This is a genomic window from Streptomyces alanosinicus, from assembly GCF_014650595.1.
Lineage (GTDB): Bacteria > Actinomycetota > Actinomycetes > Streptomycetales > Streptomycetaceae > Streptomyces > Streptomyces alanosinicus.
This window is the reverse complement of the sequence record NZ_BMVG01000004.1, coordinates 92,505-115,389: the sequence shown is the minus strand read 5'-3', so window position 1 is coordinate 115,389 and position 22,885 is coordinate 92,505. Positions and strand designations below refer to the sequence as shown.

Sequence of the window (22,885 nt, the reverse complement as noted above, 5' to 3'; positions counted from 1 at the left end):
GACGCCGAAGTGACCGAAGTACAGGTGCAGGTGTGACGGAGGTGCAGGGCGATGGCCGGTTTCCGGAGTCTGGCGAGACAGGTACGCGATCCGGGCTGCGATCTGGCACTGCGGCGATACTCACTGCGCAAGTGCCTTGAGAAGTTCGCCCCTTACGGGCATCGGGCGACGTGGGACCATCTGTGCGCCAGGGCGGGCTTCGGCCCCGAGGACCGCTCCCCCGACCCGGCGCGGCTCGTGGCCGCACTGGAGGAGCTGGAGGAGGCGCGGTCCGTCTGGCTCGCCTATGAGACCGACTTCACCGAGCGGCGCAGGAAGGAGAAGCACGACGGGCTGCGGCGGCCGGGCACGGTGGACGACTGGCACCGGCTGACCTGGGGCGGCTTCGGGGTCGCCTGGTGCGACGACCCGCGCGTCCACCCCGGCGAGCCCTTGGCGGAGGTGCTGCGCCGGCTGATCACCGCCCTGGAGCGGGAACCGGGCTCGGGGTGCCCGGTGTGCGGCGGTGACCGAATGATCTGGCGATACGGCCTGGACCACGCACCGTCGTCCGGACCGGTCTGCACGGCCTGCGGCATTCTCGTGCCGCGCCCCGTGCTCACTTCAAGGGCGCTGGCATCCGCCAGGCGGGGGCAACTGCTGATGTCGGCCTGAGTGTTGGGGGGGATCACCGGGGGGGTGCGTAGGGGGATGCCGCACCCCTGTCGGCTCGGGGGCGACGCAGCAGACGACCGAAGACATAGGGTGGCGCGAGGGATTTCCCGCACTCCCGATGGAGCACCATGCAGGCATGTCTGAACGGCCGCCGATCCCCGGCGGACAGCCCATCCGTGCCGATGTCGCCCGAGGACATGGCCCGTTCCGCCGCGCAGGCGGTCGCGGCCGGGGCCACGGCCGTGCATGTCCACCCGAAGACGCCGTGCGGGCACGACAGTCTCTCCCCGCGTGTGCTCGCCCCGGCGCTGGAGGCGATCCGGGCGAGCGTGTCCGTGCCGGTCGGGGTGACGACCGGTGCCTGGGCCGAGCCCGAACCGGCGGCCCGGCTCGCCCGGGTGCGCAGCTGGTCGGCGCTGCCCGACTTCGCCTCGGTCAACTGGCACGAGCCGGGCGCCGAGGCGGTCGCCGCACAGCTGCTCTCGATGGGGGTCGGCGTCGAGGCGGGCATCTGGTCCGGCACCGACGGCGCGGCCCGGTTCACGGCCTCGCCGCTCGGGCCGAAGGTGCTGCGCGTGCTGGCGGAGGTGACCGACCCGGATCCGGCGACCGCCGAGGCCTCGGCACGGACCCTGCTGGCCGGCCTCGGCACGGCGCACGCACGCCCGGTCCTGCTGCACGGCGAGGAGGGCGGCGCCTGGCCGGTGCTGCGTCTGGCCGGCCGGCTGGGCCTCGCCACCCGGATCGGCCTGGAGGACACCCTGTTCCTGCCGGACGGCCGACACGCGGACGGCAACGCCCGTCTGGTGGCCGAGGGGTTGGTCCGGTACGGGTCGTTCCCGCACGCCTCGTAGCGGGGGGGGAGACGGCCCCGAAAAGCGCGACGCTAGCAGAGCCGAATCCGCTGGCTCCAGCGCTTTCCCGTGCGGACAGTAGGAGGCGATGAAACACAGCTGACGGGCATCTGTGTGCCCGCACGCCAAAGGAGTTGCGATGTCGACGCTGCGCGTCACCGCCGAAGTGCTGACCGTCCATGAACACCCGAACGCCGACGCGCTCGAACTGGCCCAGGTGGGCTTGTACCGAGCCGTCGTGGCCAAGGGCGCGTACCGCACCGGTGAGGCCGCCGTCTACATCCCCGAGCAGTCCGTGCTGCCGGCCGGTCTGATCGAGGAGCTGGGGCTGACCGGACGGCTGGCGGGCGGTGAGGCCAACCGGGTCAAGGCGGTGCGGCTGCGTGGTGAGCTGTCCCAGGGCATCGTGTGCCGGCCGAAGGCGCTCGCGGACATCGACCTGGCGCGCGCGGCGGCCGAGGGCACGGACTTCGCCGAGCGGCTGGGCATCACCAAATGGGTGCCGGAGATCCCGCCGACCATGAACGGCGAGGTGGAGTCCGCGCCCGGCCTGCTGCCCTGGGTCGACATCGAGAACATCCAGCGCTACCCGGACATCTTCACGCCGGGCGAGCCGGTCGTCCTGACGGAGAAGCTCCACGGCTCGGCCTGCCTGCTGACGTATGCCGCCGAGGAGGGACGGGCGTACGTGTCCTCCAAGGGCTTCGGCGCCAAGTCGCTGGCGTTGAAGGAGGATCCGCGGAACCTGTACTGGCGGGCGGTGCGCGGGCACGGCGTCGCCGAGGCGGCGGCACGGCTCTGCGCGCGGCTGGGCGCCACCCGGGTCGGCGTCTTCGGCGAGGTGTTCGGCGCGGGGGTGCAGGACCTGTCGTACGGGGCCGACGGGCGGCGGGAGACGCTCGGGTACGCGGCGTTCGACGTGTCGGCGGAGATCGACGGGGTCGTGCGGTGGCTGGACGCGGCCGAGGTGCTGGCCGGGGAACTGCCGCTGGTGCCCCGGCTGTTCACCGGCCCCTACGACATCGCGCGGGTGCTGGAGTTCGCGAGCGGACGGGAGACCGTGTCCGGGCGGGGGCTGCATCTGCGGGAGGGCGTGGTGATACGGCCCGCCGTCGAGCGGTACAGCGCGGTGACCGCGGGCCGGGCCATCGCCAAGGCGGTGAGCCCGGCATACCTGACGCGCAAGGGCGGCACGGAGTACGAGTGAGGCGACGGCGCCGCCGTTCCCCCAGGCGTGCGGGGAACGGCGGCCGGGCTCAGCGCCCCTCCGCCAGCAGCCGGGACCCCGTCAGCCGTTCGCCGAACACATCGTCCGGATTGGACAGGACACAGTTCTCCAGGGACAGGCACCCGCACCCGATGCAGTCGGTCAGGTGATCGCGCAAACGGTTCAGCTGCCTGATGCGCTCGTCGAGTTCCGAGCGCCAGGTCTCCGACAGCCGTGACCAGTCCTCCCGGGTCGGCGTCCGTTCCTCCGGCAGCTGCGCCAGGGCGTCCCGGATCGTGGCCAGCGGGATGCCCACCCGCTGCGCCGCGCGGACGAAGGCGACCCGCCGCAGGGTGTCACGGCTGTAGCGCCGCTGGTTTCCGGTGGTGCGGCGACTGCTGATCAGGCCTTTGGCCTCGTAGAAGTGCAGGGCGGACACGGCGGCACCGCTGCGCGAGGAGAGCTGGCCGACGGTCAGCTCATGGACCGTCTCGGGAATCTGGGGCACTCCCCAGAGCCTAGGCCCTGCCGTCGCATTCCCGCCGCCCGGCACCCGTCGCGGTCCGTTGACAGGCGCCCTCCATCCGACCATGCTAAGCAGTTGCTTAGAGACGCGAGCGAGAGGCCGGGATCATGGCAGAACCGAGGACCTTCACCTCCCCCGACGAGCTGAGGGCGGCCGTCGGCGAGCAGCTGGGGTACACCGACTGGCTGGAGGTCGACCAGAAGCGCATCGATCTGTTCGCCGAGGCCACCGGCGACCACCAGTGGATCCATGTGGACCCGGAGAAGGCGGCGGCAGGACCGTTCGGGACCACCATCGCGCACGGCTATCTCACGCTGTCCCTGCTCCCGCTGTTCGGCCCGCAGCTGATCCGGGTCGACGGCGTGACGATGGGCGTGAACTACGGCACGAACAAGGTCCGCTTCCCCTCCCCCGTCCCGGTCGGCTCCCGGCTGCGCGCCACCGCGAAGATGACCGACGTGGCGGACGTCACCGGAGGCGTCCAGGTGACCGTCGCCTTCACCGTGGAGCGCGAGGGCGGCGACAAGCCGGTGTGCGTCGCGGAGTCGGTGTCCCGCTACTACCTGTGAGCCGAGGGGCCGGCTAGCCGGCCCCGACCATCCGGAGCACGAGGTCGGCGTAGAGCGCGCCGACCTCCTCGGGGGTGCGCGGGCCGTTCACGGTGAACCAGCGGGCCACGTCGATGCACAGCGACAGCACGGCGAGGGTGGTGCCCTGGACGTCCCGTACGTCGAACTCGCCCGAGGCCACACCGTCCTCGATGATCCCGCGCACCTCGGCGTCGACCTGGCGGCGCAGTGCGACGATCTCGGCGCGGGCCTCGGGGCCGAGGGCGTCGAGTTCGTACTGCACGACCCGCGCGGTGGTGCGCCGCCCCGCATGCCAGCGGACGAAGGAGCCGACCGCGTCGGCCAGCCGTTCCTTCGCCGTGCCCTCGCGCCGCGAGGCCGTGCGCAGGATGTCGAGCGCCCTGTCGTGACCGATCCGGCTGATCCGGTGGAGCAGCTCTTCCTTGGTCTTGTAGTGGATGTAGAGCGCGGCCGGGCTCATGCCGGCCCGGCTCGCGATGTCGCGTGTGGTGGTCGCGTGGTAGCCGCGCTCGGCGAAGGCCTCCACGGCGGCGACCAGCAGCCGCCGGGCCGCGTCAGGGGTGACCTCTTCCCACGGCTCCACTTCGCCGCCGGTCGTCTCCTCCGCCGTACTCATCGCTCGTTCGCCCCTCTCGGTCAGGAGCACCACCATACCGCCCAAGGTGAGCGAGCGCTTAGCGCAGCCGCCGAGCGCTTTCGGACCTTCTCGGAGCCAGGTGCGCGGGATCGGGGCTCAGAACGCCGAAACCCCGGTCAGAGCACGCCCGATCAGCAGCTTCTGGATCTGGCTGGTGCCCTCGTAGAGGGTCATCACGCGGGCGTCGCGCAGAAGTTTGCCGACGGGGTACTCATCGATGTAACCGTAGCCGCCGAAGACCTGCAGGGCGTTGTTGGCCGCGCGGACGGCGGCCTCCGAGGCGAACAGCTTGGCCTTGGAGGACTCCACGGCGAACGGCCGCCCGCGGTCGATCAGATCGGCGACCCGCCAGGTGAGCAGCCGGGCGGCGTCCACGTCGACGGCGATGTCGCTGATCAGCTCCTGCACCAGCTGATGACGGGCGATCGGCTTGCCGAACTGCTCGCGCTCACCGGCGTAGGCGACGGCCGCGTCCAGCGCGGCCTGGGCGATGCCGACACAGCCGGCCGCCACCGACATCCGCCCCTTGGCGAGCGCCGACATGGCGACGGAGAAGCCCTTGCCCTCCTCCCCGAGCATCGCCGAGGCGGGGACCCGGACGTCCTGCAGCACGAGTTCGGCGGTGGCCTGGCCGCGCAGGCCGAGCTTGCCGTGGACGGCACGGCGGGTCAGACCGGGGGTGTCGGTCGGCACCAGGAAGGCGCTGACACCCTGGTGGCCGGGGGCGTCGGTGGAGCGGGCGAAGAGCAGGACGACATCCGCCCAGGTGCCGTTCGTGATGAACATCTTGGTGCCGTTGATGACGTACTCGTCGCCTTCGCGCACGGCACGGGTGATGAGGTTGCCCGCGTCGGAGCCGGTGCCAGGCTCGGTCAGGCCGAAGCAGCCGACGTACTCGCCCGCGGTCAGCCCCGGCAGCCAGCGCCGCCTCTGCTCCTCGTCGCCCCAGGCGGCGATCGTCTTGGCGACGAGCCCGAGGGACACCGAGACGATGCCCCGCACGGAGGAGTCGCCGCGCCCCAGCTCCTCGGTGACCAGGCAGTACGCGAGATGGTCGCCGCCGCAGCCGCCGTACTCCTCGTCGACGGTCAGTCCGAGGAAGCCGACCTCGCCGAGCTTCTTCACGACCGCCCGGTCCACCTCCTCGGCCCGGTCCCAGGCCGCGGCATGCGGGGCGATCTCGCGCTCCACGAAGTCCCGGGCGAGCTGCCGTACGGCGGCCTGCTCCTCGCTCAGCTCCAGGTTCACCACGCGATCACCCCACACCAGATGTAGCTTGAAAGCCGTACATTTAAATTAGCACTGCTAGTTTCTGTTCGCAGCCCTACTATGTGCGCCATGGCCCGACCGCGCAAGCCCCTCCTCAGCACCGACCGGATCATCGCCACGGCCCGGGAACTCGTGGACCGGGAGGGCCTGGCGGCCGTGTCCACCCGCCGGCTCGCCGCCGAGCTGGGGGTCAGCGGGCCCTCGCTTTACAACCACTTCCGCACCAAGGACGAGATCCTGGAGGCGGTCGCCGACTCGGTGAGCGGGCTGGTCGACCTGGCGATGTTCGAGGACGGCCGCGACTGGCGGACCGCGCTGCACGACTGGGCCGTCTCCTACCGGGCCGCCCTGCGCGAGCACCCGAACATCGTCCCGGTCCTGGCGCGCGGGCCCGGCCGCCGCCCGGCCGCCCTGCGGCTGGCCGACGCGGTCTACGGCGCGATGGTCGAGGCCGGCTGGCCGCCCGCGCAGGCGACCTCCATCGGCGCGCTGATGCGGTACTTCATCATGGGCTCCGCGCTCGGCTCCTTCGCCGGCGGCTTCGTGGACGACGCGAGCGCGTACGACCCCGCCGACTATCCCCACCTCGGCCAGGCCCATCTGCTCGCCGAGCAGCAGGAGAAGATCGACGAGCGGGCCTTCGAGACGGGGCTCACGGCGCTGCTGGACGGGCTGGCGCAGCAGTACGAGCAGGTACGGCAGAGCGCGCGGCCATAGTTCGGCGGGCGCCGAAGTGTCCTTGCCGCATGCTGGGACCCATGACCGCCAAGGACTCCCGGGCCGCCCCTCTCGCCGCGCTCGCCGCCCTGCTCGCCGACGAGACACGGGCCGCGTGTCTGCTGGCGCTCCTCGACGGGCGGGCCTGGACCGCCGGTGAGCTGGCCCGGCACGCCGGCGTCGCCGCGTCGACGCTCAGCGAGCACCTGGGCAAGCTGGTGGCCGGCGGCCTGCTCACGGAGGAACGCCAGGGACGCCACCGGTATGTGCGGCTGGCCGACGCGGGGGCGGCGGGGCTCGTGGAGGAACTCGCCGCGCAGGTGCCTGCGGCGGCGGTACGGCGCCCTCCGCGGACGCTGCGGGAATCCAGTGCCGACTCGGCGATGGCGCGCGGGCGTACCTGTTACGACCATCTCGCCGGGCGGCTCGGGATCGCGCTCACCGACGCGCTGACCCTGCGGGGCCTGCTGCGGCAGGACACGGGGTTCGCGCTCACGGACGCCGGGGTGGAGTGGTTCCGTGCGGCGGGTATCGCGCTCACGGTTCCGGGCCGGCGTCCGCTGGCCCGTGCGTGCCTGGACTGGACCGAGCGGCGGCCCCATCTCGCAGGGGCCGCCGGGGCGGCGCTGTGCCGGCATGTGCTGGATGCCGGGTGGTGCGTGCGGATCGGCTCGGAGCGGGCGGTGAAGGTGACTCCGAAGGGGGAGCGGGAGCTGGGATCGCTGCTCGGCATCCCGGCCGGCTCCCTGCGCTGAGTCCGGCCACGGGGGCGGCGGCCCGCTCAGAAGACCACCAGTGCGCGGCCGCCCTTGCCCGCGCGCATGTTGTCGAAGGCCGTCGGGATGTCCTCCAGGGTGATGCGGTCGGTGACCAGGGCCGACAGGTCGAGGCGGCCTTCGCGTACGTGCTCGGCGAGCACGGGCACGTCGCGGGCCGGGTCGGTGTTGCCGTAGACGCAGCCGGAGAGGGTGCGGCCCCAGTGGAAGATCTCCAGGGCGTTGAAGGTGACCTCCTGGTCCTTGCCGCCGATGCCGACGACCGTCGTACGGCCACCGCGGCGGGTGGACTCCCAGGCAGCCCGGATCGACACCGCACGGCCCACGCACTCCACGGAGACGTCGACGCCCTGCTTGTCGGTGAGGGCGCGGATCTCGCGGGGCGTGTTCTCGGAGGCGAGGACGTAGTCGGTGGCACCGGCCGCGCGGGCCAGTTCCTCCTTCTCCGGGGTGACGTCGACGGCGATGATCCGGGACGCGCCCGCGATACGGGCCGACTGGAGGGTGGCGAGTCCGACGCCGCCCGCGCCGAACACCGCGACGCTCTCGCCGGGGTGGACCTTCGCCGAGTGGTGGACGGCGCCGTAGCCGGTGAGGACGGCGCAGCCGAGGAGGGCGGCGTCCACCAGCGGCACCCCCTGGGGAAGGGGCAGCACGCAGGACGCGGAGACGACCGTCTCCTCGGCGAACGCGGCCACGTTGAGGCCGGGGTGGAGGTCGGTGCCGTCGGCGGTGCGGGCGTAGACGTCGGCGGCGCCGTTGAGGGCGTTGGCGCACAGCCAGACCTCGCCGAGCGTACAGGCGTGGCAACTCCCGCAGGAGGGCGCCCAGTTGAGGACGACGGGGTCGCCCTCGGCGACATGGGCGACGCCGTCGCCCACGGCCACGACCGTGCCGGCGCCCTCGTGGCCGAGGACGGCCGGGACGGGTACGCGCATGGTGCCGTCGGACAGGGACAGATCGGAGTGGCAGACGCCCGCCGCGGCGAGGCGGACGCGGACCTGCCCCGGGCCCGGGTCGGGCAGATCGACGGCGGTGATCTCCAGGGGGGCGCCGATGGCGGGCAGGACGGCGGCTCGTACGGCCATGGGTCGCGTACTTCCTTAGAACTGGAGGGACTTGGTCTGGAGGTACTCGATCAGTCCGTGCGCGCCGAGTTCCCGGCCGACTCCGGACTGCTTGTAGCCGCCGAAGGGGGCCAGGGGGTTGAACCGGCCGCCGTTGATGTCCACCTGGCCGGTGTCCATGCGCCGGGCGAAGGCCACGGCCTCGGCCTCGTCGCCGGCCCAGACGGCGCCCGCGAGGCCGTAGACCGTGCCGTTGGCGATGCGCAGGGCGTCGTCCTCGTCGCCGTAGGGCAGGATCGACAGGACCGGGCCGAAGATCTCCTCCTGGGCGATGGTCATCTCGGGGCTCACGTCGGCGAAGACGGTGGGGCTGACGAAGTAGCCCTTCTCGCGCGGGGATTCGGGGCCGCCGGCGACCAGGCGGGCGCCCTCGGCGATGCCCTGCTCGATATAGCCGCGCACCCGGGTCCGCTGCTTGGCGTTGACGAGGGGGCCGATGCGGTCGGCGTACTTGGCGGCGGCCGTCCGGGCCAGCTCGACGGCCTCGTCGTACCGGTCGCGGTGGACCAGCATGCGGGTCCAGGCGCTGCATGTCTGGCCGGAGTTGGACATCACGTTGGCCACGCCGACGTTGACGGCTTTGGCGAGGTCGGCGCTCGGCAGGATGACATTGGCCGACTTGCCGCCGAGTTCCAGAGCGACCCTCTTCACGGCCGCGCCGGCCACCGCGCCGATCTGCCGGCCGACCGCCGTGGACCCGGTGAAGGAGACCAGATCGACGCCGGGGTGCTCGGCGAGGGCCTGCCCGGCGACCGGGCCGAGGCCGGTGACCAGGTTGAACACCCCGGCCGGCACGTCCGCCTCGTGCACCGCCTCGGCGAACAGCTGGGCGGTGAGGGGGGTGTCCTCGGCGGGCTTGAGGACGACCGTGCAGCCCGCGGCGAGTGCCGGGGCGACCTTGGCGACGATCTGGTGCAGCGGGTAGTTCCAGGGGGTGATCGCGGCGACCACGCCGACGGGCTCCTGCAGCACGGTGGAGTTGCCGACCCTCTCCTCGAAGGAGTGGGTGGCGGCGAGTTCGGCGTAGGAGCCGGCGACCGCGATGGGTACGGCGGCGTGGACGGCCTGGGAGAACTGTGGCGGGGAGCCCAGTTCGGCGGTGACGGTCTCGGCGATCTCGCCCTTGCGGGCCACGAGGACGTCCCGCAGGGCGGCGAGGCGCGCCGCGCGCTCGGCCGGCGGTGTGGCCGCCCAGCCGGGAAGCGCGGCGCGGGCCGCACGGACGGCGGTGTCGACGTCCAGGGCACCGGCCGCCGGGATCCGGGCGATGACCTGTTCGTCGGCCGGGTTCACGACCTCGATGACATCGGTACTCCCGGCGGGGCGCCAGGCGCCGTCGATGTACAGGCCGTCGTGTGCCTTCATACTGCTTTCCTCCCGGCGGGTCAGCATCGTCCGACACACAAACTAGCGGCGTTAGTTTTTTGGCGCCAGACGTGCCGCCGGGTCGCGCATGGTCACTTGGTCGCGGTCAGATGCGCGAAGACCACCACGTTACTGGTGTAGCCGGTGCGCCGGCTGTAGAGGCCGCCGCAGGTCAGCACGCGCAGTTCCGGCCGCCGCACCGGGCCGTACACCTCCTTGTCCGGGAAGCCCGCCTTGTCGTAGACCTTCATCCGGTCCACGGTGTAGACGGCGGTACGGCCGTCGGCGCGCTTGACCTCGATGAGTTTGCACGGTTTGACCTGGGCGAGCCCGGCGAAGACGGCCGGGCCGGTCAGGGTGTCCCGGTGCCCCACGGCGATCGCGGTGCCGGCCTCGCCCGGCGTGGGACCGCCCTCGTACCAGCCGACCAGCCTGGGCCGGCCGACGGGCGGGGACTCCAACTGCCGCTCCCCATAGAGCCGCAGGGCCGTGATCGGGGCGTCGATGCCCAGCGAGGGGATACGGAAGGACGTCGGCCGGGACCGGGGCAGCGGACGGGGCGAGGACGCGGGAGGGGCCTCGCAGGACTCCGGCCCGCTCGCGCCCCCTGCCCCGACGGCCAGCGCGGCGTCCGGGTCGTCGGCCCGGCCGGGCCCGGAGTACAAGCCCATGCACCGGTTTCCCACCGTCACCAGGACGGTCACCAGCAGGGCCGTCCTGGCGAGGCGGTAGATCCGGGTCCGGTACCAGGGCCTGCGTCTGCGCCTACGCGGCGCCATGAGGCCGACGGCGGCCGCGCCGGATGTACACGGCACCGCCGACCGCGGTCAGGCCCACGGCACCCGCGGCGGCCACCGGCGCGTACGCGGCGGCGGTGTCGATGAGGCCGCCGCCGCCCGCGTGCACACCGCCTCTCGGCGGATCGTCGTGGTCCTTCCTGCCCCAGCCCGGACCGTCCTGGTCTCGACGGTCCCCGTGCTCGTCACGGTCACCGCGGTCACCGCGGTCACCGCGGTCGCCATGGTCGTCGTGGTCCCCGTGTTCCTGGCGGCCCCCGTGATCCTGGTGATCCTCGATCTGCCCGTTCGGGCCGCCCGGACCGTTCGCCCCGTCGTGCCGTCCGTCGTGGCAGTTGACGCGGAAGAGCTTCTCCTTGACGGCACCCGCCGCGACCCAGGTGAGCTTGTACTGCCCGTCGGTCAGACCGATCGCGTCGGTGTGTCCGGCGCCCGCGGCGAGCTGGATGACGCCGGTGACGGTGGCCGCGGTGGGCAGCGGGGGCTGGGCCTGGATGATGTACGGGATGTTGGGGAGGATGTCGAAGTTGACGGCGTCGAGGTAGAACTTGCAGACCGTCGGCTCGTCCTTCGTCACCCCGTAGGGCACGCCCACGCTGTGCACCCTGATGTCGCCGTTTTCCCCTTGGGCCGCCGCGTTCGGCGCCGCCACCCACGACGCGCCCACCGCGGCGAGGACGGTGAGGACGACAGTGGCGCCCGCACGGGAGCCGAGGGCACGTGGTGAGGTCGTGGTCGGCATGCACACTCCTCCGAGTCAGACGATTTTCATACAAATCGTTCTTTCGATGGAACTGTGCGTGATGCACGCCGATCCTGACGAACCGACACCCGGTGCGTCGTCAGAGATCGCTCATGCGGCGCAATCCGGAGATTCAGCGGATACCGCGGGAAAAGCCGCTCGGCACGAGCTCGACGGGGACACCGTTGAGGACCGCGTTGCCCGAGAGCGGGTCCAGCAGCGAGCCGTCGAGGAGCTGGTTGACATTGACTCCGGGCGCCGTGGCCGCGTGGCCGAGGCGGGTGCCGGGGCGGTCGTGGCCCCAGCCGTGCGGCAGGCTCACCACTCCGGGCCGTACGGCGTCGGTGACCTCGGCGGGCGCCACCACCTCTCCCCCGGCGCCCTTGACGCGGACGTCCGCCCCGTCCCGGACGCCGAGCCGGGCCGCGTCCTCGGGGTGGATGTGCAGGGTGCAGCGGTTGGAGCCGCCGGTGAGGGCGGGCACGTTGTGCATCCAGCTGTTGTTGGAGCGCAGATGGCGGCGGCCGACGAGGACCAGTCCTGCGGGGCGTTCACGCAGCGCCGCGCGGAGCCGGGGCAGGTCGCCGGCGATGGGCGCGGGCAGCAGCTCGACCTTGCCGCTCACCGTCCTCAGCGGCTGCGGCAGGCGCGGGCGCAGCGGGCCGAGGTCGATGCCGTGCGGGTGGGCGAGCAGCCGGGCCAGGGTCAGGCCGTCCGGCCGGGCGCCGAAGCCGTCGCCGTACGGGCCGAGGCGCAGCATCAGGTCCAGCCGTCGCTCGGGGCCGGTCTCGCCGGTGAGCTGCCCGGCGAGTTCGCGCGGGTCGCGGCCGTACACCGGCGAGTGCTTCTCCTGTACGGCCTTGCCGAGGGTCTGGTCGACGACCATGGCGTCGACGGCGGCCGGGTCGGCGCCGTGCAGGCCGGTGGCCGCGAGGATCAGCCGGGCGAGGATCTCGGTCTCGGCCATCCGGCCCGCCTCCAGCGGGACGGCGGGGCGGGTGTAGCGGACCTGGTTGCGCACAGCGAGGGTGTTGAAGGCGAAGTCGTGGTGCGGACTCTGGGAGGGCGGCGGCGGGGGCAGGACGACATCGGCGTGGCGCGAGGTCTCATTGAGGTACGGGTCGACGCTGACCATGAAGTCCAGGCAGTCCAGCGCCTTGTCGAGGCGGTCGCCGTCGGGCGCGGACAGCACCGGGTTGGCGGCCACGACGATCAGCGCGCGGACCGGCTCGCCCTCGGCGGTGGCGGTGTCGATCTCCTCGGCGAGCGCGGAGAGCGGCAACTCGCCCTTCGCCTCCGGCAGTCGACGCACCCGGGAGTGCCAGCGGCCGAGCGCGAAGCCCCGCCCGGGGCCCGCCGGGCGGGGTGTCCGGTCGGTGGCGGCCTGTGGGAAGAGGGCGCCGCCGGGCCGGTCCAGGTTGCCGGTGAGGACGTTGAGGACGTCGACCAGCCAGCTGGCGAGGGTGCCGTGCGGGACGGTGCAGCTGCCGATGCGGGCGTAGACGGCGGCGGCGGGGGCGGCGGCGAGTTCGCGGGCGAGGGTGCGGATGAGGCCGGCGTCCAGGTCACAGGCCTCGGCCACGGCTTCGGGGGTGAAGTCACCCATGGCGTCCCGGAGTTCCTCCACTCCTTGGACATGCGGGGCGAGGGCCTTCAGGTCGGTCAGGTCCTCCGCGAAGAGGGTGTGCGCCATCGCCGCGAGCAGCAGGGCGTCGGTGCCGGGACGGATCGCCAGATGCCGGTCGGCGAGCTTCGCGGTGCGGGTGCGGCGCGGGTCGACCACGGTGAGGTGTCCGCCGCGGGCCTTGAGCGCCTTGAGCCTGCCGGGGAAGTCGGGCGCGGTGCACAGACTGCCGTTGGACTCCAGGGGGTTGGCGCCGATCAGAAGCAGATGGTCGGTGTGGTCCAGGTCCGGCACCGGGATGGCGTTCGCGTCACCGAAGAGCAGCCCGCTGGAGACGTGCTTGGGCATCTGGTCGACCGTGGAGGCGGTGAACACGCTGCGGCTGCGCAGGCCGGCGAGGAGGACCTGCGGATAGAGGCCGCCGGCCACGGTGTGCACATTGGGGTTGCCGAGGACCACGCCGACGGCGTCGGAGCCGGCCCCCGCCACGACCGTGCGCAGACCGGCGGCGACCGCGTCGAAGGCCTCCTCCCAGGTGGCCTCCTGCAGCTCGCCGTCCCTGCGTACGAGCGGGGTGCGCAGCCGGTCGGGATCGGCGTCGACGGCCGCGAAGGAGGCGCCCTTGGGGCAGATGAACCCCTTGCTGAAGACGTCCTCGCGGTCCCCGCGGGCGCCGGTGACCCGGGTGCCCTCGACGGTGAGGGCCAGCCCGCAGGTGGCCTCGCACAGGGGACAGATTCGCAGGGCGGTGCGGGACACGGGTCCTCCCGGAGGGTCGGCGGCAGTGCCGGGCGAGCACGGAGGGCTCGGGGCGAGCATACCGACCGGTATGCACGGAGGGGAGGCCTCTTCGGTGAACGACTTCGGTGAACGACTTCGTCGAGCGGCTTCGGTCAGCGACTTCGGTGAGCGATGACCGGGGAACGTCAGTCGAGCACGCGTCCCAGATACGCCCGCAGCAGCTCCCGCGTCTCCGTGATGATCGCCTCGTCGCCGTCCGGGTCGGTCCGGAAGGCCAGCTGGACGAGGGTGTCCGCGGCTTCCACGGCGACCAGGAAGACCCGGCGCAGCCCGTCGTCCGGTGTGCGGTCGAGATAGCCGGAGAGCAGCTTGGTGAGCCGGTCGGCGACACGGGTGTTGGGCTCGCCGTGGCGGGCGCCGACGGGTATCTGGTTGCCGAAGTCGACCAGGGAGAAGCCGGGCGCGGTGCGCTTCATGGCCAGGTACTCGTCGAGGACCGCGTCCATCGCCGCCCGCCAGTCCCCCTGCCGCGTCTGCTTCAGCCGCTCGGTGACACGCTCGGTGTACCGCTCCAGGTTGCGCTGGGCGAGGGCGTCGGCCATCTGCCGCTTGTTGCCGAAGAACCGGTAGACCGAGCCGATGGGGACACCCGCGCGCAGCGCGACGGCGCGGGTGCTCAGGGCGTCGTAACCGACCTCGTCGAGGAGTTCGGCGCAGGCGTCGAGGATCCTGGTCAGCCGTTCGGCACTGCGCCGCTGAACGGGCGCGCGGCGGAGCGATGTCGCATGGGGCACGGGTTTCATGATGCCTCTCCGCCCTCGGTCCGGTGAACCTCGCCCTCCCGTACGGAGAACTGTGGCCGATGCACTCATTTCATGACGACCAAGGTCGTCGTGGTCACCGAGGGTTCGTCCGTGGCCGTCGAGGGTTCGTCCGTCGCCGTCGCCGCGTCGGACACCGTTATGTCGGCGGCGCCCTGCACCGGCTGGCGCCGTACGGCCCACACGGTGCCGTCGTCGGCGTACAGGCGCGCGGTGACGTGGTGGGTGCCGTGCGGGACGAGACGGTCGGGCAGGCGGTACGCGCGGGTGCGCAGCGCGGTCACCTCGCGGCCGTCGACGAGGAGGTGCACGAACCCGCGCCCGGGCACCGCCCGCCTGCCGGCACCGGGTGCCGAGCAGCGGAAGTGACGGAAGGCCAGCCGGACGTCCCAGCCGCCGCCGGAGTGCGGGGCCACCTCGACCTCGACCTCGGGCGCGTTCTTCGTGTCGACCTCGCGCAGATGCCGGCCGGTCGAGTCGGTGTCGTCCAGGACCTTGCCTATCGGCGAGGGCGAGTCCGCGCCACCGTGGGCCTGGCCGACCGCGCAGGCGGCCGCGCCGAGCGGCAGCACGACAGAGACCGCGAGCGCGGCGAGCGTCCTGCGGATCCGCGGCGTCATGGGCATGCCCAGGAGACTAGAACAACGTTCCGGCCCCGCGAATCCGTCTGAAGTCGGGTTCCGGTCACCCGGCACAGTCCCCCGGTCGGAGTACTCAGGGCCCCCTTGCGCACGCCGCCAGCTATTCCTACGGTGATACATAGGAATCGGGAGTGCATCAGGACGCAAGGGAGCGATCATGAGCGATGGGGGTACCTCCCGCGCGAGCGAATTCGAGCGTGGGGGAGCGCGGAAGACCGCCGCGGGACTGTCGTATCTCACCGGGTTCGGCAACGAACACGCCTCCGAGGCGGTGCCGGGCGCCCTGCCCGAGGGCCGTAACTCGCCCCAGCGGGCCCCTCTCGGACTGTACGCGGAACAGCTGAGCGGTACGGCGTTCACCGAGCCGCGCGCGCACAACCGCCGCTCCTGGCTCTACCGCATCCGCCCGTCGGCCGCGCACCCCGCGTTCTCCCGTGCCGGCAACGGCGCGATCCGTACGGCCCCGTTCACCGAGAGCGTGCCCGACCCCAACCGGCTGCGCTGGAACCCGCTGCCCGAGCCGCCGGCCGGCACCGACTTCCTCGCCGGCCTGTGGACGCTCGGCGGCAACGGCGACGCCACCCAGCGCACCGGCATGGCCGTGCACCTGTACCACGCCAACGCCTCGATGGACCGGGTGTTCAGCGACGCCGACGGCGAGCTGCTGATCGTCCCGGAGCGCGGCGGACTGCTGCTGCACACGGAGTTCGGTCTGCTCCCTGTGGAGCCCTCCCATGTGGCGTTGATCCCGCGTGGGGTGCGCTTTCGTGTACTGCTCCTGGACGAGTCCGCCCGAGGCTATGTGTGCGAGAACTACGGGGCGCCGTTCCAGCTGCCCGACCTCGGTCCGATCGGCGCCAACGGCCTCGCCCACGCCCGGGACTTCCGCGCGCCGGTCGCGGCGTACGAGGACGTGACCGGCCCGGTGGAGGTGGTGAACAAGTTCTGCGGCAACCTCTGGACGGCCACATACGACCACTCGCCGCTCGATGTGGTGGCCTGGCACGGCAACCATGTGCCGTACATCTATGACCTGCGCCGTTTCAATGTGATCGGCACCATCTCCTACGACCACCCTGACCCGTCGATCTTCACGGTCCTGACCTCCCCTTCGGACACCCCGGGCCTGGCCGGTGTCGACTTCGTCGTCTTCGCCCCGCGCTGGCTGGTGGGCGAGGACACGTTCCGGCCGCCGTACTTCCACCGGAACGTGATGAGCGAGTACATGGGCCTGATCGAGGGCGCCTACGACGCCAAGGCGGAGGGCTTTGTACCGGGCGGCGGCTCGCTGCACAACATGATGTCCGCGCACGGCCCGGACCAGGAGACCTTCGACAGGGCGAGCGCGGCGGAGCTGAAGCCGCAGAAGATCGACGACGGGCTGGCGTTCATGTTCGAGACCCGCTGGCCGGTGACGCTCACCGGGCACGCGGCGGGCGCCGACCACCTCCAGCAGCGCTACGACGACGTGTGGCAGGGCCTCCAGCCGCATTTCCGGGCATGACACACGCGTTGCGCCGGACGTTCATCGACAGGTACGGATAGCCGCGTGACCTCCTTCGCTCCGGATTCGATCGTCCTGAACCGCAAGCTGCCGCTGTGGTACCAGGTGTCGCAGTCGCTGCGCGCCTCGATACTCGGCCGCTCCCCCGAGGACCCGCTCCGGCTGCCCACGGAGGAACAGCTGGCGGAGCACTACGGCGTGAGTGTGCTGACGATGCGCCAGGCGCTGAAGGAGCTGGAGGACGAGGGGCTGATCAGCCGGCACCGGCGGCGCGGCACGTTCATCGAGCCCGGGGTGCGGCGCGGGGCGCCGGTGCGGCTGCTGGGCTCGGTGGACGCGATCGTGGCCCAGCAGTCCGGGATGACGACCGAGCTGCTGGACCACGGCAGTGTGCCCGTGCCGGCCGGGCTCGCCGAGTACTTCCCGGACCTGGCCCAGGTGGCGGCGTACCACCGGCTGCGTCACGACGAGAAGACCGGCGAGCCGACCAACCACGCCGTCAACCACGTCCGCCCCGAGCTCGCCGCGCGGATCGACCTGGACGACCTGGTCCGCTGGCCGATGACGAAGGTGCTGCGGGACGTGGTCAAGGCGGATATCAGCCGCATCACGGACACGGTGGAGGCGAGGCTCGCCGACCCGGAGACCGCCCGCCTCCTCCAGGTACCGCTGCTCAGCCCGATCCTGCACTACACGGGAGTCACGTACGACGCCGGGGGCCGGGTGCTGGATGTGGCGGTCATCCACTACCGGGGGGACCGTTTCTCCTTCACGGTGACCCTGGAGGCGACCTGATGCCGGGTCCGGGTCAGGCCGTACCATGCCGTGCGTGACGTACGACGACGCTCCGCTGCTGGCGGACCTCATGCCGTGGTCCGTCGCACCGCTGAGGCCGGGCCGCGCCTGGCCGACGGCGCCCGACCCCGGTTCGCTGAAGGCCCGGTGGGACGCCCTGCTGAAGGCCGAGGGCCCGGACCGGGAGGCCCTGTTCGAGCCGACCCGCGCCCGTACGCCCGCCTCCGCGGTGGGCCAGTTGCCCGGCCAGTCCACCGGCACCGGGCGGCTGGCCCGCGCCGAGGGCCCGTGCGCGGAGCCGGTACGGGTGCTGGCGGCCCCCTTCGACGAACAGTGGCTGATCCCGGACCACCGGTTGATCGACACCGCCCGGCCGGAGCTGTGGCGGGTGACGGACGCGCGCCAGGTCTTCATGGTGGAGTCGGGCGACGAGGACGACCCCCTGCTGGCCACCTCCCTGCTCCCCACCCTCCGCACGGGCCGCGTCCGCCCGGTGTACCGCCGCCCCGGCGGCACGGAACCCAACCTCGCGCCGGGCCTGACGGCCCAGCTGGCCGACCGGCTGGGCAGTGCCCCCGCCCCGGCGGACGTCGTCTCCTGGATCCTGGTGGCCACCGGCCCCGCTCTGACCGTGCCGCTCACCGACGACCCCGGCCTCTGGTCGTCGGGCGTCGAACTGGGCCGCCGCATGCTGTGGCTGATGCGCCGTGACGGCGAGCGCCCCAGGCTGCCGGGCGGCCGCCGCCCCTACGTCCGCTCACCGCTGCCGGCCCGGCCCGTCACCCTGCACTACGACGAGGACGAGGAGACCCTGCACCTCGACGAGGGCCGTATCTCCCCCGTCCCGCCGGACGCCTGGGCCTATGAGCTGGCCGGGGCCCGGGTCCTCGAATCCTGGTTCACGGCGCGTACGGCTCCGCCCGAACCGGGCACGCTCACCGCGATCCGCCCGGCGACCTGGCCGCAGAGCTGGACATCGGAGCTGCTGGAACTGATCACGGTCCTGACCCTGCTGGCCGAACTGCGCCCACAGCGCGCCGAGTTGAAGATCACCTCGGGTATCACGGCGACCGACCTCCGGAACGCGGGCATCCTCCCGCCCCCGCGGACCGCCCGCCGCCCCGCCTCGGTCCTGGACCACCACGAGGAGGGCCCGGAGGGCCAGTTCACCCTGCTCTGACAGCACTTCAGCCGGCCCGAGCCACCACACACAGGCCGGGCCAAGCACGGCCGCACGCAGGCGGGGCTAGCGCGGCGCGAACCCGTCCAGCACACGCCCCAGGGCCCGTTCGAAGGCCGCCTCCAGGTCGATCGGTCCCGTCTCCTCGCCGAACGCCGCCGCCATCCTCGGATACGCGCCGGAAGCCAGCTGCCGGCCCAGGTAGGCCCCGCGCACCGCGTTCTCCTCGGCCTCGGACCACGGCAGGTCCCGCACCCGCTCCGCCGTGTCGAGTTCATTGCGGACGAAGGTGATCACGGTGCCGTTCAGCATCGCGATCAGCTCCAGCTTGGTGCCGTAGCCCGCCCGCAGCGGATCCAGGCAGGCCAGGCAGTGCTCCAGATAGCGCAGCGCGTGCGGACTGAAGCCGTGCACGGGGGACAGCACGGCCGGCATCCACGGGTGCCGGCGCATCAGCGCGCGCGTCTGGCCCGCCACCCGGAGCATGTCGGCCCGCCAGTCCCCGCTCGGCTCCCACAGGTCGTGCTCGGCGCTGACCGCGTCGACCATCAGCTCGTACAGGTCCTCCTTGCGGGGGACGTAGTTGTACAGCGACATCGTGCCGCAGCCCAGTTCCGCCGCGACATGCCGCATCGACACCGCGTCGAGCCCCTGCGCGTCGGCGATCCGGACGGCCGCCGCCGCGATGTCGTCACGGCTGTACGCCGGCTTCGGCCCCCGCCCGGTGCGCCCGGGACGCGCCCAGATCACCTCGGGAACGGCCCCTCGGACTGCCATCGGTCATCACCTCGGCCACCATCCTAGTTACGTACAGCGTACGTAGTGCGGTATGGTCGCCGCATGACTACTACGTACGGTGTACTTAGTGAGGGGCTGGAGAAGCGCTTCGGCGAGGTGAACGCCCTGCGCGGGCTGGATCTGGCGGTGGCGCGGGGGACGGTCTGCGGGCTGCTCGGCCCGAACGGCGCCGGGAAGACCACGGCCGTACGGCTGCTGACGACGCTGGTGCGGCCGGACGCCGGTTCGGCGCGGGTCGCCGGGCACGACCTGGTGCGGGAGGCCGCCGCGGTGCGCGCCCGGATCGGGGTCACCGGGCAGTACGCCTCGGTCGACGGCGACCTCACCGGCCGCGAGAACCTGCGGCTGTTCGCCCGGTTGCACCGGGTGCGCGGACCGGCCGGGCGGGCCGGGGAACTGCTGGAGCGCTTCGGGCTGACCGAGGCCGCCGACCGCAGGGCCGCCACCTACTCGGGCGGTATGCGGCGCCGCCTCGACCTCGCCGCGAGCCTCATCCGCCGGCCCCAGGTCCTCTTCCTCGACGAGCCGACCACCGGGCTCGACCCGGCCAGCCGCACCCGCATCTGGCAGGCGGTGCGCGAGCTGAAGGCGGACGGTACGACGGTGCTGCTGACCACGCAGTATCTGGAGGAGGCCGATCAACTCGCCGACGACATCGCCCTGGTGGACCGGGGCCGGGTCGCGCACACCGGCTCGCCCGCCGAGCTCAAGGCGCTCATCGGGTCGCACGCGCAGGCCGTGGTCGCGGACAGCGACGCGCTGCCGAGGGCGGCGGCCGTGCTCGACCAACTCACCGGCGGCAAGCCGGTGTTCGACCGTGAACGCAATACCGTCGGCGCGGTCACCACCGACCCGACCCTGACCCTGCCGCGCCTGGTGCGCGAACTCGACGCGGCGGGCGTGCCGTTGCTCGACGCGAGCCTGCGCCCGCCCACCCTCGACGACGTCTTCCTCCGGCTCACCGGAGAGCCGGCGGAGAGCACGGAGAACACAGAGGGCACGGAAAGCGCAGAGGGCACGGAAAGCACGGAGAACAAGGAGCTTGCCGTATGAGCGCGTTGGCCTATGACGGTCTGGCGATGACCGGCCGGCAGCTGCGCCGGGTCCGCAACAGCCCGGGCCTGGCGATCCTGACCCAGATGATGCCGATCAACATGCTGCTGTTCTTCGGCTATGTCTTCGGCAGCGCGCTGGCGATGCCCGGCCGTGAGTACCGGGCCTTCCTGGTGCCGGGGCTGCTGGTGGCGACCGCGGCCGGCGGGCTGATGACCGGCATGTTCCAGGCCGCCGCGGACACCCACCGGGGTGTGATGGACCGGTTCCGGACGATGCCGGTGAGCCGGGCCGCCGTACCCCTCGGGCAGGCCGTCGCCGACCTGGTCGTCACGGCCGTGGGCACGGTGCCGCTGCTGCTGGTCGGGCTCGCGGTGGGCTGGCGGATCGAGCGGTCCGCGGTCGACGCGGCCGGTGCCGTGGGCCTGCTGCTGCTCTTCCGGTTCGCCTGCACCTGCGCCGGGATCTTCCTGGGGCTGCTCACCCGCAGCGAGGACGCGGCCGGGCAGCTCGGCGCCTCCTCCTTCGTGCTGCCGTTGCTGTCCAACGCCTACATCCCGACGGGCAATCTGCCGGGCTGGCTGCGCACGCTCGCCGAGTGGAACCCGATCAGCGCGGTGACGACCGCCCTGCGGGATCTCTTCGGCAACGCCTCCGTGCCGCCTCACTCCGCCTGGCCGGTGGCGCACCCGGTCGCCGGGGCGCTCGCCTGGAGCCTCGCCCTCGTCGCCGTGTTCCTGCCGCTGGCCGTGCGCCGGTACAACCGCGGCGGCTGAACCGGCACTGCTGACAAGGCCGCCGCTCAGGGGCATGATCCCGCCCATGGAACAGCAGCCCCTGCCCCTCGCGGGCATCACCGTCGTCGCCGTCGAACAGGCCGTCTCCGCGCCCTTCGCCACCCGGCAGCTCGCCGACCTGGGGGCCAGGGTCATCAAGGTGGAGCGGGTCGACGGCGGCGACTTCGCGCGCGGTTACGACACCGCGGCCCGCGGTCTCGCCTCGCACTTCGTGTGGTGCAACCGCGGCAAGGAGTCCCTCGCGCTGGACCTGAAGGACCCGCGCGGCCTGGACGCCGTACGACGGCTGATCGCGGACGCGGACGTGTTCGTGCAGAACCTCGCGCACGGGGCGGCGGCCCGGCTCGGGCTTGACGCGGCCACCCTGTGCGCGGCGCATCCGCGGCTGATCGCCGTGGACATCTCCGGGTACGGCTCCTCGGGGCCGTACGCGGACAAGCGGGCCTACGACATGCTCGTGCAGTGCGAGGCGGGGCTCGTGTCGGTGACCGGGACGCCCGAGCAGCCGGTGAAGGCGGGGGTCCCGGCGGCGGACATCGCGGCGGCCATGTACGCGTTCTCCGGCGTCCTTGCGGCGCTTGTGCGGCGGGGGACGACCGGGCGGGGCGGGCCGGTGGAGGTGTCGATGCTGGAGGCGCTCGCCGAGTGGCTCGGGCATCCGCTGCACCACACGATGCATGGGGGTGAGCCCCCGGCGCGCACCGGTCTCGCGCACGCTGTCATCGCGCCGTACGACGCCTATCCGACGGCGGACGGCGCTCGGGTGCTGCTGTCCGTGCAGAACGACCGGGAGTGGCGGCGGCTGGCCGAACAGGTCATAGGGCGCCCGGAATTGGCGGTAGATCCGGCATATGCGACGAATGCGGCACGGGTCGCGCGCCGGGACAAGACGGATGAACTGGTGGCGCGGGCGCTCGGCGCGCTCGGCACCGAGGAGGCGCTGGCCCGGCTGGAGAAGGCGGGCATCGCCTGTGCCCGCCTGCGGGATCTGCGGGAACTGGCCGGACATCCGCAGCTGGCGGCCCGGGAGCGGTGGCGTGTGGTGGGGTCGCCGGTCGGGCCATTGAAGGCGCTACTGCCTCCCATCACGCTGCCGGGCGGGGACGAGGCACGGATGGGCGATGTGCCCGCGCTCGGGCAGCACACCGAGGCGCTGCTGCATGCCGTGGGGATGACGGACGACGAGATCGCAGCGATGCGCCGGGACGGTGTGGCGGCCTGAGCGCGGACACCCCGGAAGGGCTCAGGGGGCCGTCTGGTCGGTGAGTGGCGGCTCGGCGGCCGCCCATGGGCCGCTCAGTGGCCGCCGAACAGCGAGCGACGCAGCCGGCGCAGCGGCGCGAAGAGGGAGACGCGGCTGACCCGCTTGCCCCGGTCGCTGCGCTGGTGCGCGGTGTCACGCGCCGTCAGTTCGAGCATCAGCGAGGTCGCCTCGACCGTCTCGCGCTGCGGTATGGCGGGACCCGCCAGCACCGACAGATGGCGGTCCAGGCGCGAACTGGTCGCGCTGCTCCCGCAGGTGATCGCAGGGACCCTGGCCCTGCTGCGCATCGTTATCTGATCCATGTCACTCCCCACCCGTACGAGTCCACCCGGCCCGGGCAGGGTAACCCTATCGCCCCACCGGGGCACGCGTGTATCTCGGGCGCAGGATTCACCTTCCCCGCAAG

The 22,885-nt window shown here is 72.5% G+C and carries 24 protein-coding genes; 12 read left to right on the top strand and 12 right to left on the bottom strand.

The genetic code is table 11. The features are described 5' to 3' along the window. The first annotated feature begins 51 nt into the window (after nt 1-51). The 3 genes from IE277_RS11315 to IE277_RS11305 all read left to right on the top strand — a co-directional run bounded on the left by IE277_RS11315 (nt 52) and on the right by IE277_RS11305 (nt 2,715). Nucleotides 52-654, top strand: a complete 603-nt coding sequence (locus tag IE277_RS11315) for a hypothetical protein (protein ID WP_189951169.1) — start codon at nt 52-54, stop codon at nt 652-654. Nucleotides 655-782: 128 nt separating this feature from the next. Beyond that, complete coding sequence (locus IE277_RS11310) at nt 783-1,508, top strand: 3-keto-5-aminohexanoate cleavage protein (protein ID WP_189951167.1); 726 nt, start codon at nt 783-785, stop codon at nt 1,506-1,508. A gap of 139 nt (nt 1,509-1,647) precedes the next feature. Next, nucleotides 1,648-2,715, top strand: a complete 1,068-nt coding sequence (locus IE277_RS11305) for an RNA ligase (ATP) (protein WP_189951165.1) — start codon at nt 1,648-1,650, stop codon at nt 2,713-2,715. Between the two features lie 49 nt (nt 2,716-2,764). Here the strand turns inward: IE277_RS11305 and soxR are convergent, their stop codons facing one another. Further along, nucleotides 2,765-3,223: a redox-sensitive transcriptional activator SoxR gene (gene soxR, locus IE277_RS11300; protein WP_189951163.1), complete on the bottom strand. Its 459-nt coding sequence runs from the start codon at nt 3,221-3,223 to the stop codon at nt 2,765-2,767. A 125-nt stretch (nt 3,224-3,348) separates the two neighbouring features. Here soxR and IE277_RS11295 point away from each other — a divergent pair, with 125 nt between their 5' ends. Continuing rightward, entirely contained in the window at nt 3,349-3,810 is a 462-nt protein-coding gene (locus IE277_RS11295; protein ID WP_189951161.1) for a MaoC family dehydratase, read from the top strand. A 13-nt stretch (nt 3,811-3,823) separates the two neighbouring features. Here IE277_RS11295 and IE277_RS11290 read toward each other — a convergent pair whose 3' ends face one another. Next, complete coding sequence (locus tag IE277_RS11290) at nt 3,824-4,447, bottom strand: TetR/AcrR family transcriptional regulator (protein WP_189951160.1); 624 nt, start codon at nt 4,445-4,447, stop codon at nt 3,824-3,826. Between the two features lie 117 nt (nt 4,448-4,564). Then, nucleotides 4,565-5,716, bottom strand: a complete 1,152-nt coding sequence (locus tag IE277_RS11285) for an acyl-CoA dehydrogenase family protein (RefSeq protein WP_189951782.1) — start codon at nt 5,714-5,716, stop codon at nt 4,565-4,567. Nucleotides 5,717-5,806: 90 nt separating this feature from the next. Between IE277_RS11285 and IE277_RS11280 the strand changes: the two genes are divergently transcribed. Then, entirely contained in the window at nt 5,807-6,454 is a 648-nt protein-coding gene (locus IE277_RS11280; RefSeq protein WP_189951158.1) for a TetR/AcrR family transcriptional regulator, read from the top strand. Between the two features lie 41 nt (nt 6,455-6,495). Then, a complete protein-coding gene (locus IE277_RS11275; protein WP_189951155.1) occupies nt 6,496-7,209 on the top strand; it encodes an ArsR/SmtB family transcription factor in 714 nt (237 codons plus the stop codon). A 26-nt stretch (nt 7,210-7,235) separates the two neighbouring features. On the opposite strand, the gene IE277_RS11270 is transcribed toward IE277_RS11275, so the two are convergent. The 7 genes from IE277_RS11270 to IE277_RS11240 all read right to left on the bottom strand — a co-directional run bounded on the left by IE277_RS11270 (nt 7,236) and on the right by IE277_RS11240 (nt 15,073). After that, on the bottom strand, nt 7,236-8,318 hold the full coding sequence (locus tag IE277_RS11270; RefSeq protein WP_189951153.1) for a Zn-dependent alcohol dehydrogenase: 1,083 nt from the start codon (nt 8,316-8,318) through the stop codon (nt 7,236-7,238). A 15-nt stretch (nt 8,319-8,333) separates the two neighbouring features. Further along, nucleotides 8,334-9,722, bottom strand: coding sequence for an aldehyde dehydrogenase family protein (locus IE277_RS11265; protein ID WP_189951151.1), 1,389 nt, complete (start codon nt 9,720-9,722; stop codon nt 8,334-8,336). Between the two features lie 92 nt (nt 9,723-9,814). Then, nucleotides 9,815-10,501 (bottom strand): class F sortase, encoded by a 687-nt coding sequence (locus IE277_RS11260; RefSeq protein WP_189951149.1) that lies wholly within the window; start codon nt 10,499-10,501, stop codon nt 9,815-9,817. Next, a complete protein-coding gene (locus tag IE277_RS11255) occupies nt 10,488-11,261 on the bottom strand; it encodes a hypothetical protein (protein ID WP_189951147.1) in 774 nt (257 codons plus the stop codon). The genes IE277_RS11260 and IE277_RS11255 overlap by 14 nt, the downstream gene beginning before the upstream one ends. A 133-nt stretch (nt 11,262-11,394) precedes the next feature. Beyond that, nucleotides 11,395-13,644: a molybdopterin oxidoreductase family protein gene (locus IE277_RS11250; protein ID WP_189951145.1), complete on the bottom strand. Its 2,250-nt coding sequence runs from the start codon at nt 13,642-13,644 to the stop codon at nt 11,395-11,397. 167 nt (nt 13,645-13,811) lie between these two features. Then, the gene (locus tag IE277_RS11245; protein WP_189951143.1) at nt 13,812-14,429 is read right to left on the bottom strand and encodes a TetR/AcrR family transcriptional regulator; all 618 of its coding nucleotides are present in this window, start codon (nt 14,427-14,429) and stop codon (nt 13,812-13,814) included. A 65-nt stretch (nt 14,430-14,494) separates the two neighbouring features. Next, nucleotides 14,495-15,073, bottom strand: a complete 579-nt coding sequence (locus IE277_RS11240) for a hypothetical protein (protein ID WP_189951141.1) — start codon at nt 15,071-15,073, stop codon at nt 14,495-14,497. Nucleotides 15,074-15,245: 172 nt separating this feature from the next. Between IE277_RS11240 and hmgA the strand changes: the two genes are divergently transcribed. From hmgA to IE277_RS11225, 3 genes are read left to right on the top strand one after another with little or no spacing between them, the layout of a single operon-like run. Further along, on the top strand, nt 15,246-16,592 hold the full coding sequence (hmgA, locus tag IE277_RS11235; RefSeq protein ID WP_189951139.1) for a homogentisate 1,2-dioxygenase: 1,347 nt from the start codon (nt 15,246-15,248) through the stop codon (nt 16,590-16,592). A 45-nt stretch (nt 16,593-16,637) separates the two neighbouring features. Further along, nucleotides 16,638-17,387 (top strand): GntR family transcriptional regulator, encoded by a 750-nt coding sequence (locus IE277_RS11230; RefSeq protein ID WP_189951137.1) that lies wholly within the window; start codon nt 16,638-16,640, stop codon nt 17,385-17,387. A gap of 25 nt (nt 17,388-17,412) precedes the next feature. Further along, on the top strand, nt 17,413-18,567 hold the full coding sequence (locus tag IE277_RS11225) for a type ISP restriction/modification enzyme (protein WP_189951135.1): 1,155 nt from the start codon (nt 17,413-17,415) through the stop codon (nt 18,565-18,567). 66 nt (nt 18,568-18,633) lie between these two features. Here the strand turns inward: IE277_RS11225 and IE277_RS11220 are convergent, their stop codons facing one another. Next, a complete protein-coding gene (locus IE277_RS11220; RefSeq protein WP_189951133.1) occupies nt 18,634-19,344 on the bottom strand; it encodes a TetR/AcrR family transcriptional regulator C-terminal domain-containing protein in 711 nt (236 codons plus the stop codon). A gap of 63 nt (nt 19,345-19,407) precedes the next feature. Here IE277_RS11220 and IE277_RS11215 point away from each other — a divergent pair, with 63 nt between their 5' ends. From IE277_RS11215 to IE277_RS11205, 3 genes are read left to right on the top strand one after another with little or no spacing between them, the layout of a single operon-like run. Then, nucleotides 19,408-20,418: an ATP-binding cassette domain-containing protein gene (locus tag IE277_RS11215; RefSeq protein WP_189951131.1), complete on the top strand. Its 1,011-nt coding sequence runs from the start codon at nt 19,408-19,410 to the stop codon at nt 20,416-20,418. Further along, the gene (locus tag IE277_RS11210) at nt 20,415-21,194 is read left to right on the top strand and encodes an ABC transporter permease (RefSeq protein ID WP_189951129.1); all 780 of its coding nucleotides are present in this window, start codon (nt 20,415-20,417) and stop codon (nt 21,192-21,194) included. The genes IE277_RS11215 and IE277_RS11210 overlap by 4 nt, the downstream gene beginning before the upstream one ends. A 46-nt stretch (nt 21,195-21,240) precedes the next feature. Continuing rightward, nucleotides 21,241-22,437: a CaiB/BaiF CoA transferase family protein gene (locus IE277_RS11205; protein WP_229881223.1), complete on the top strand. Its 1,197-nt coding sequence runs from the start codon at nt 21,241-21,243 to the stop codon at nt 22,435-22,437. 74 nt (nt 22,438-22,511) lie between these two features. Here IE277_RS11205 and IE277_RS11200 read toward each other — a convergent pair whose 3' ends face one another. Continuing rightward, nucleotides 22,512-22,781: a hypothetical protein gene (locus IE277_RS11200; protein WP_189951125.1), complete on the bottom strand. Its 270-nt coding sequence runs from the start codon at nt 22,779-22,781 to the stop codon at nt 22,512-22,514. Nucleotides 22,782-22,885: the final 104 nt, after the last annotated feature.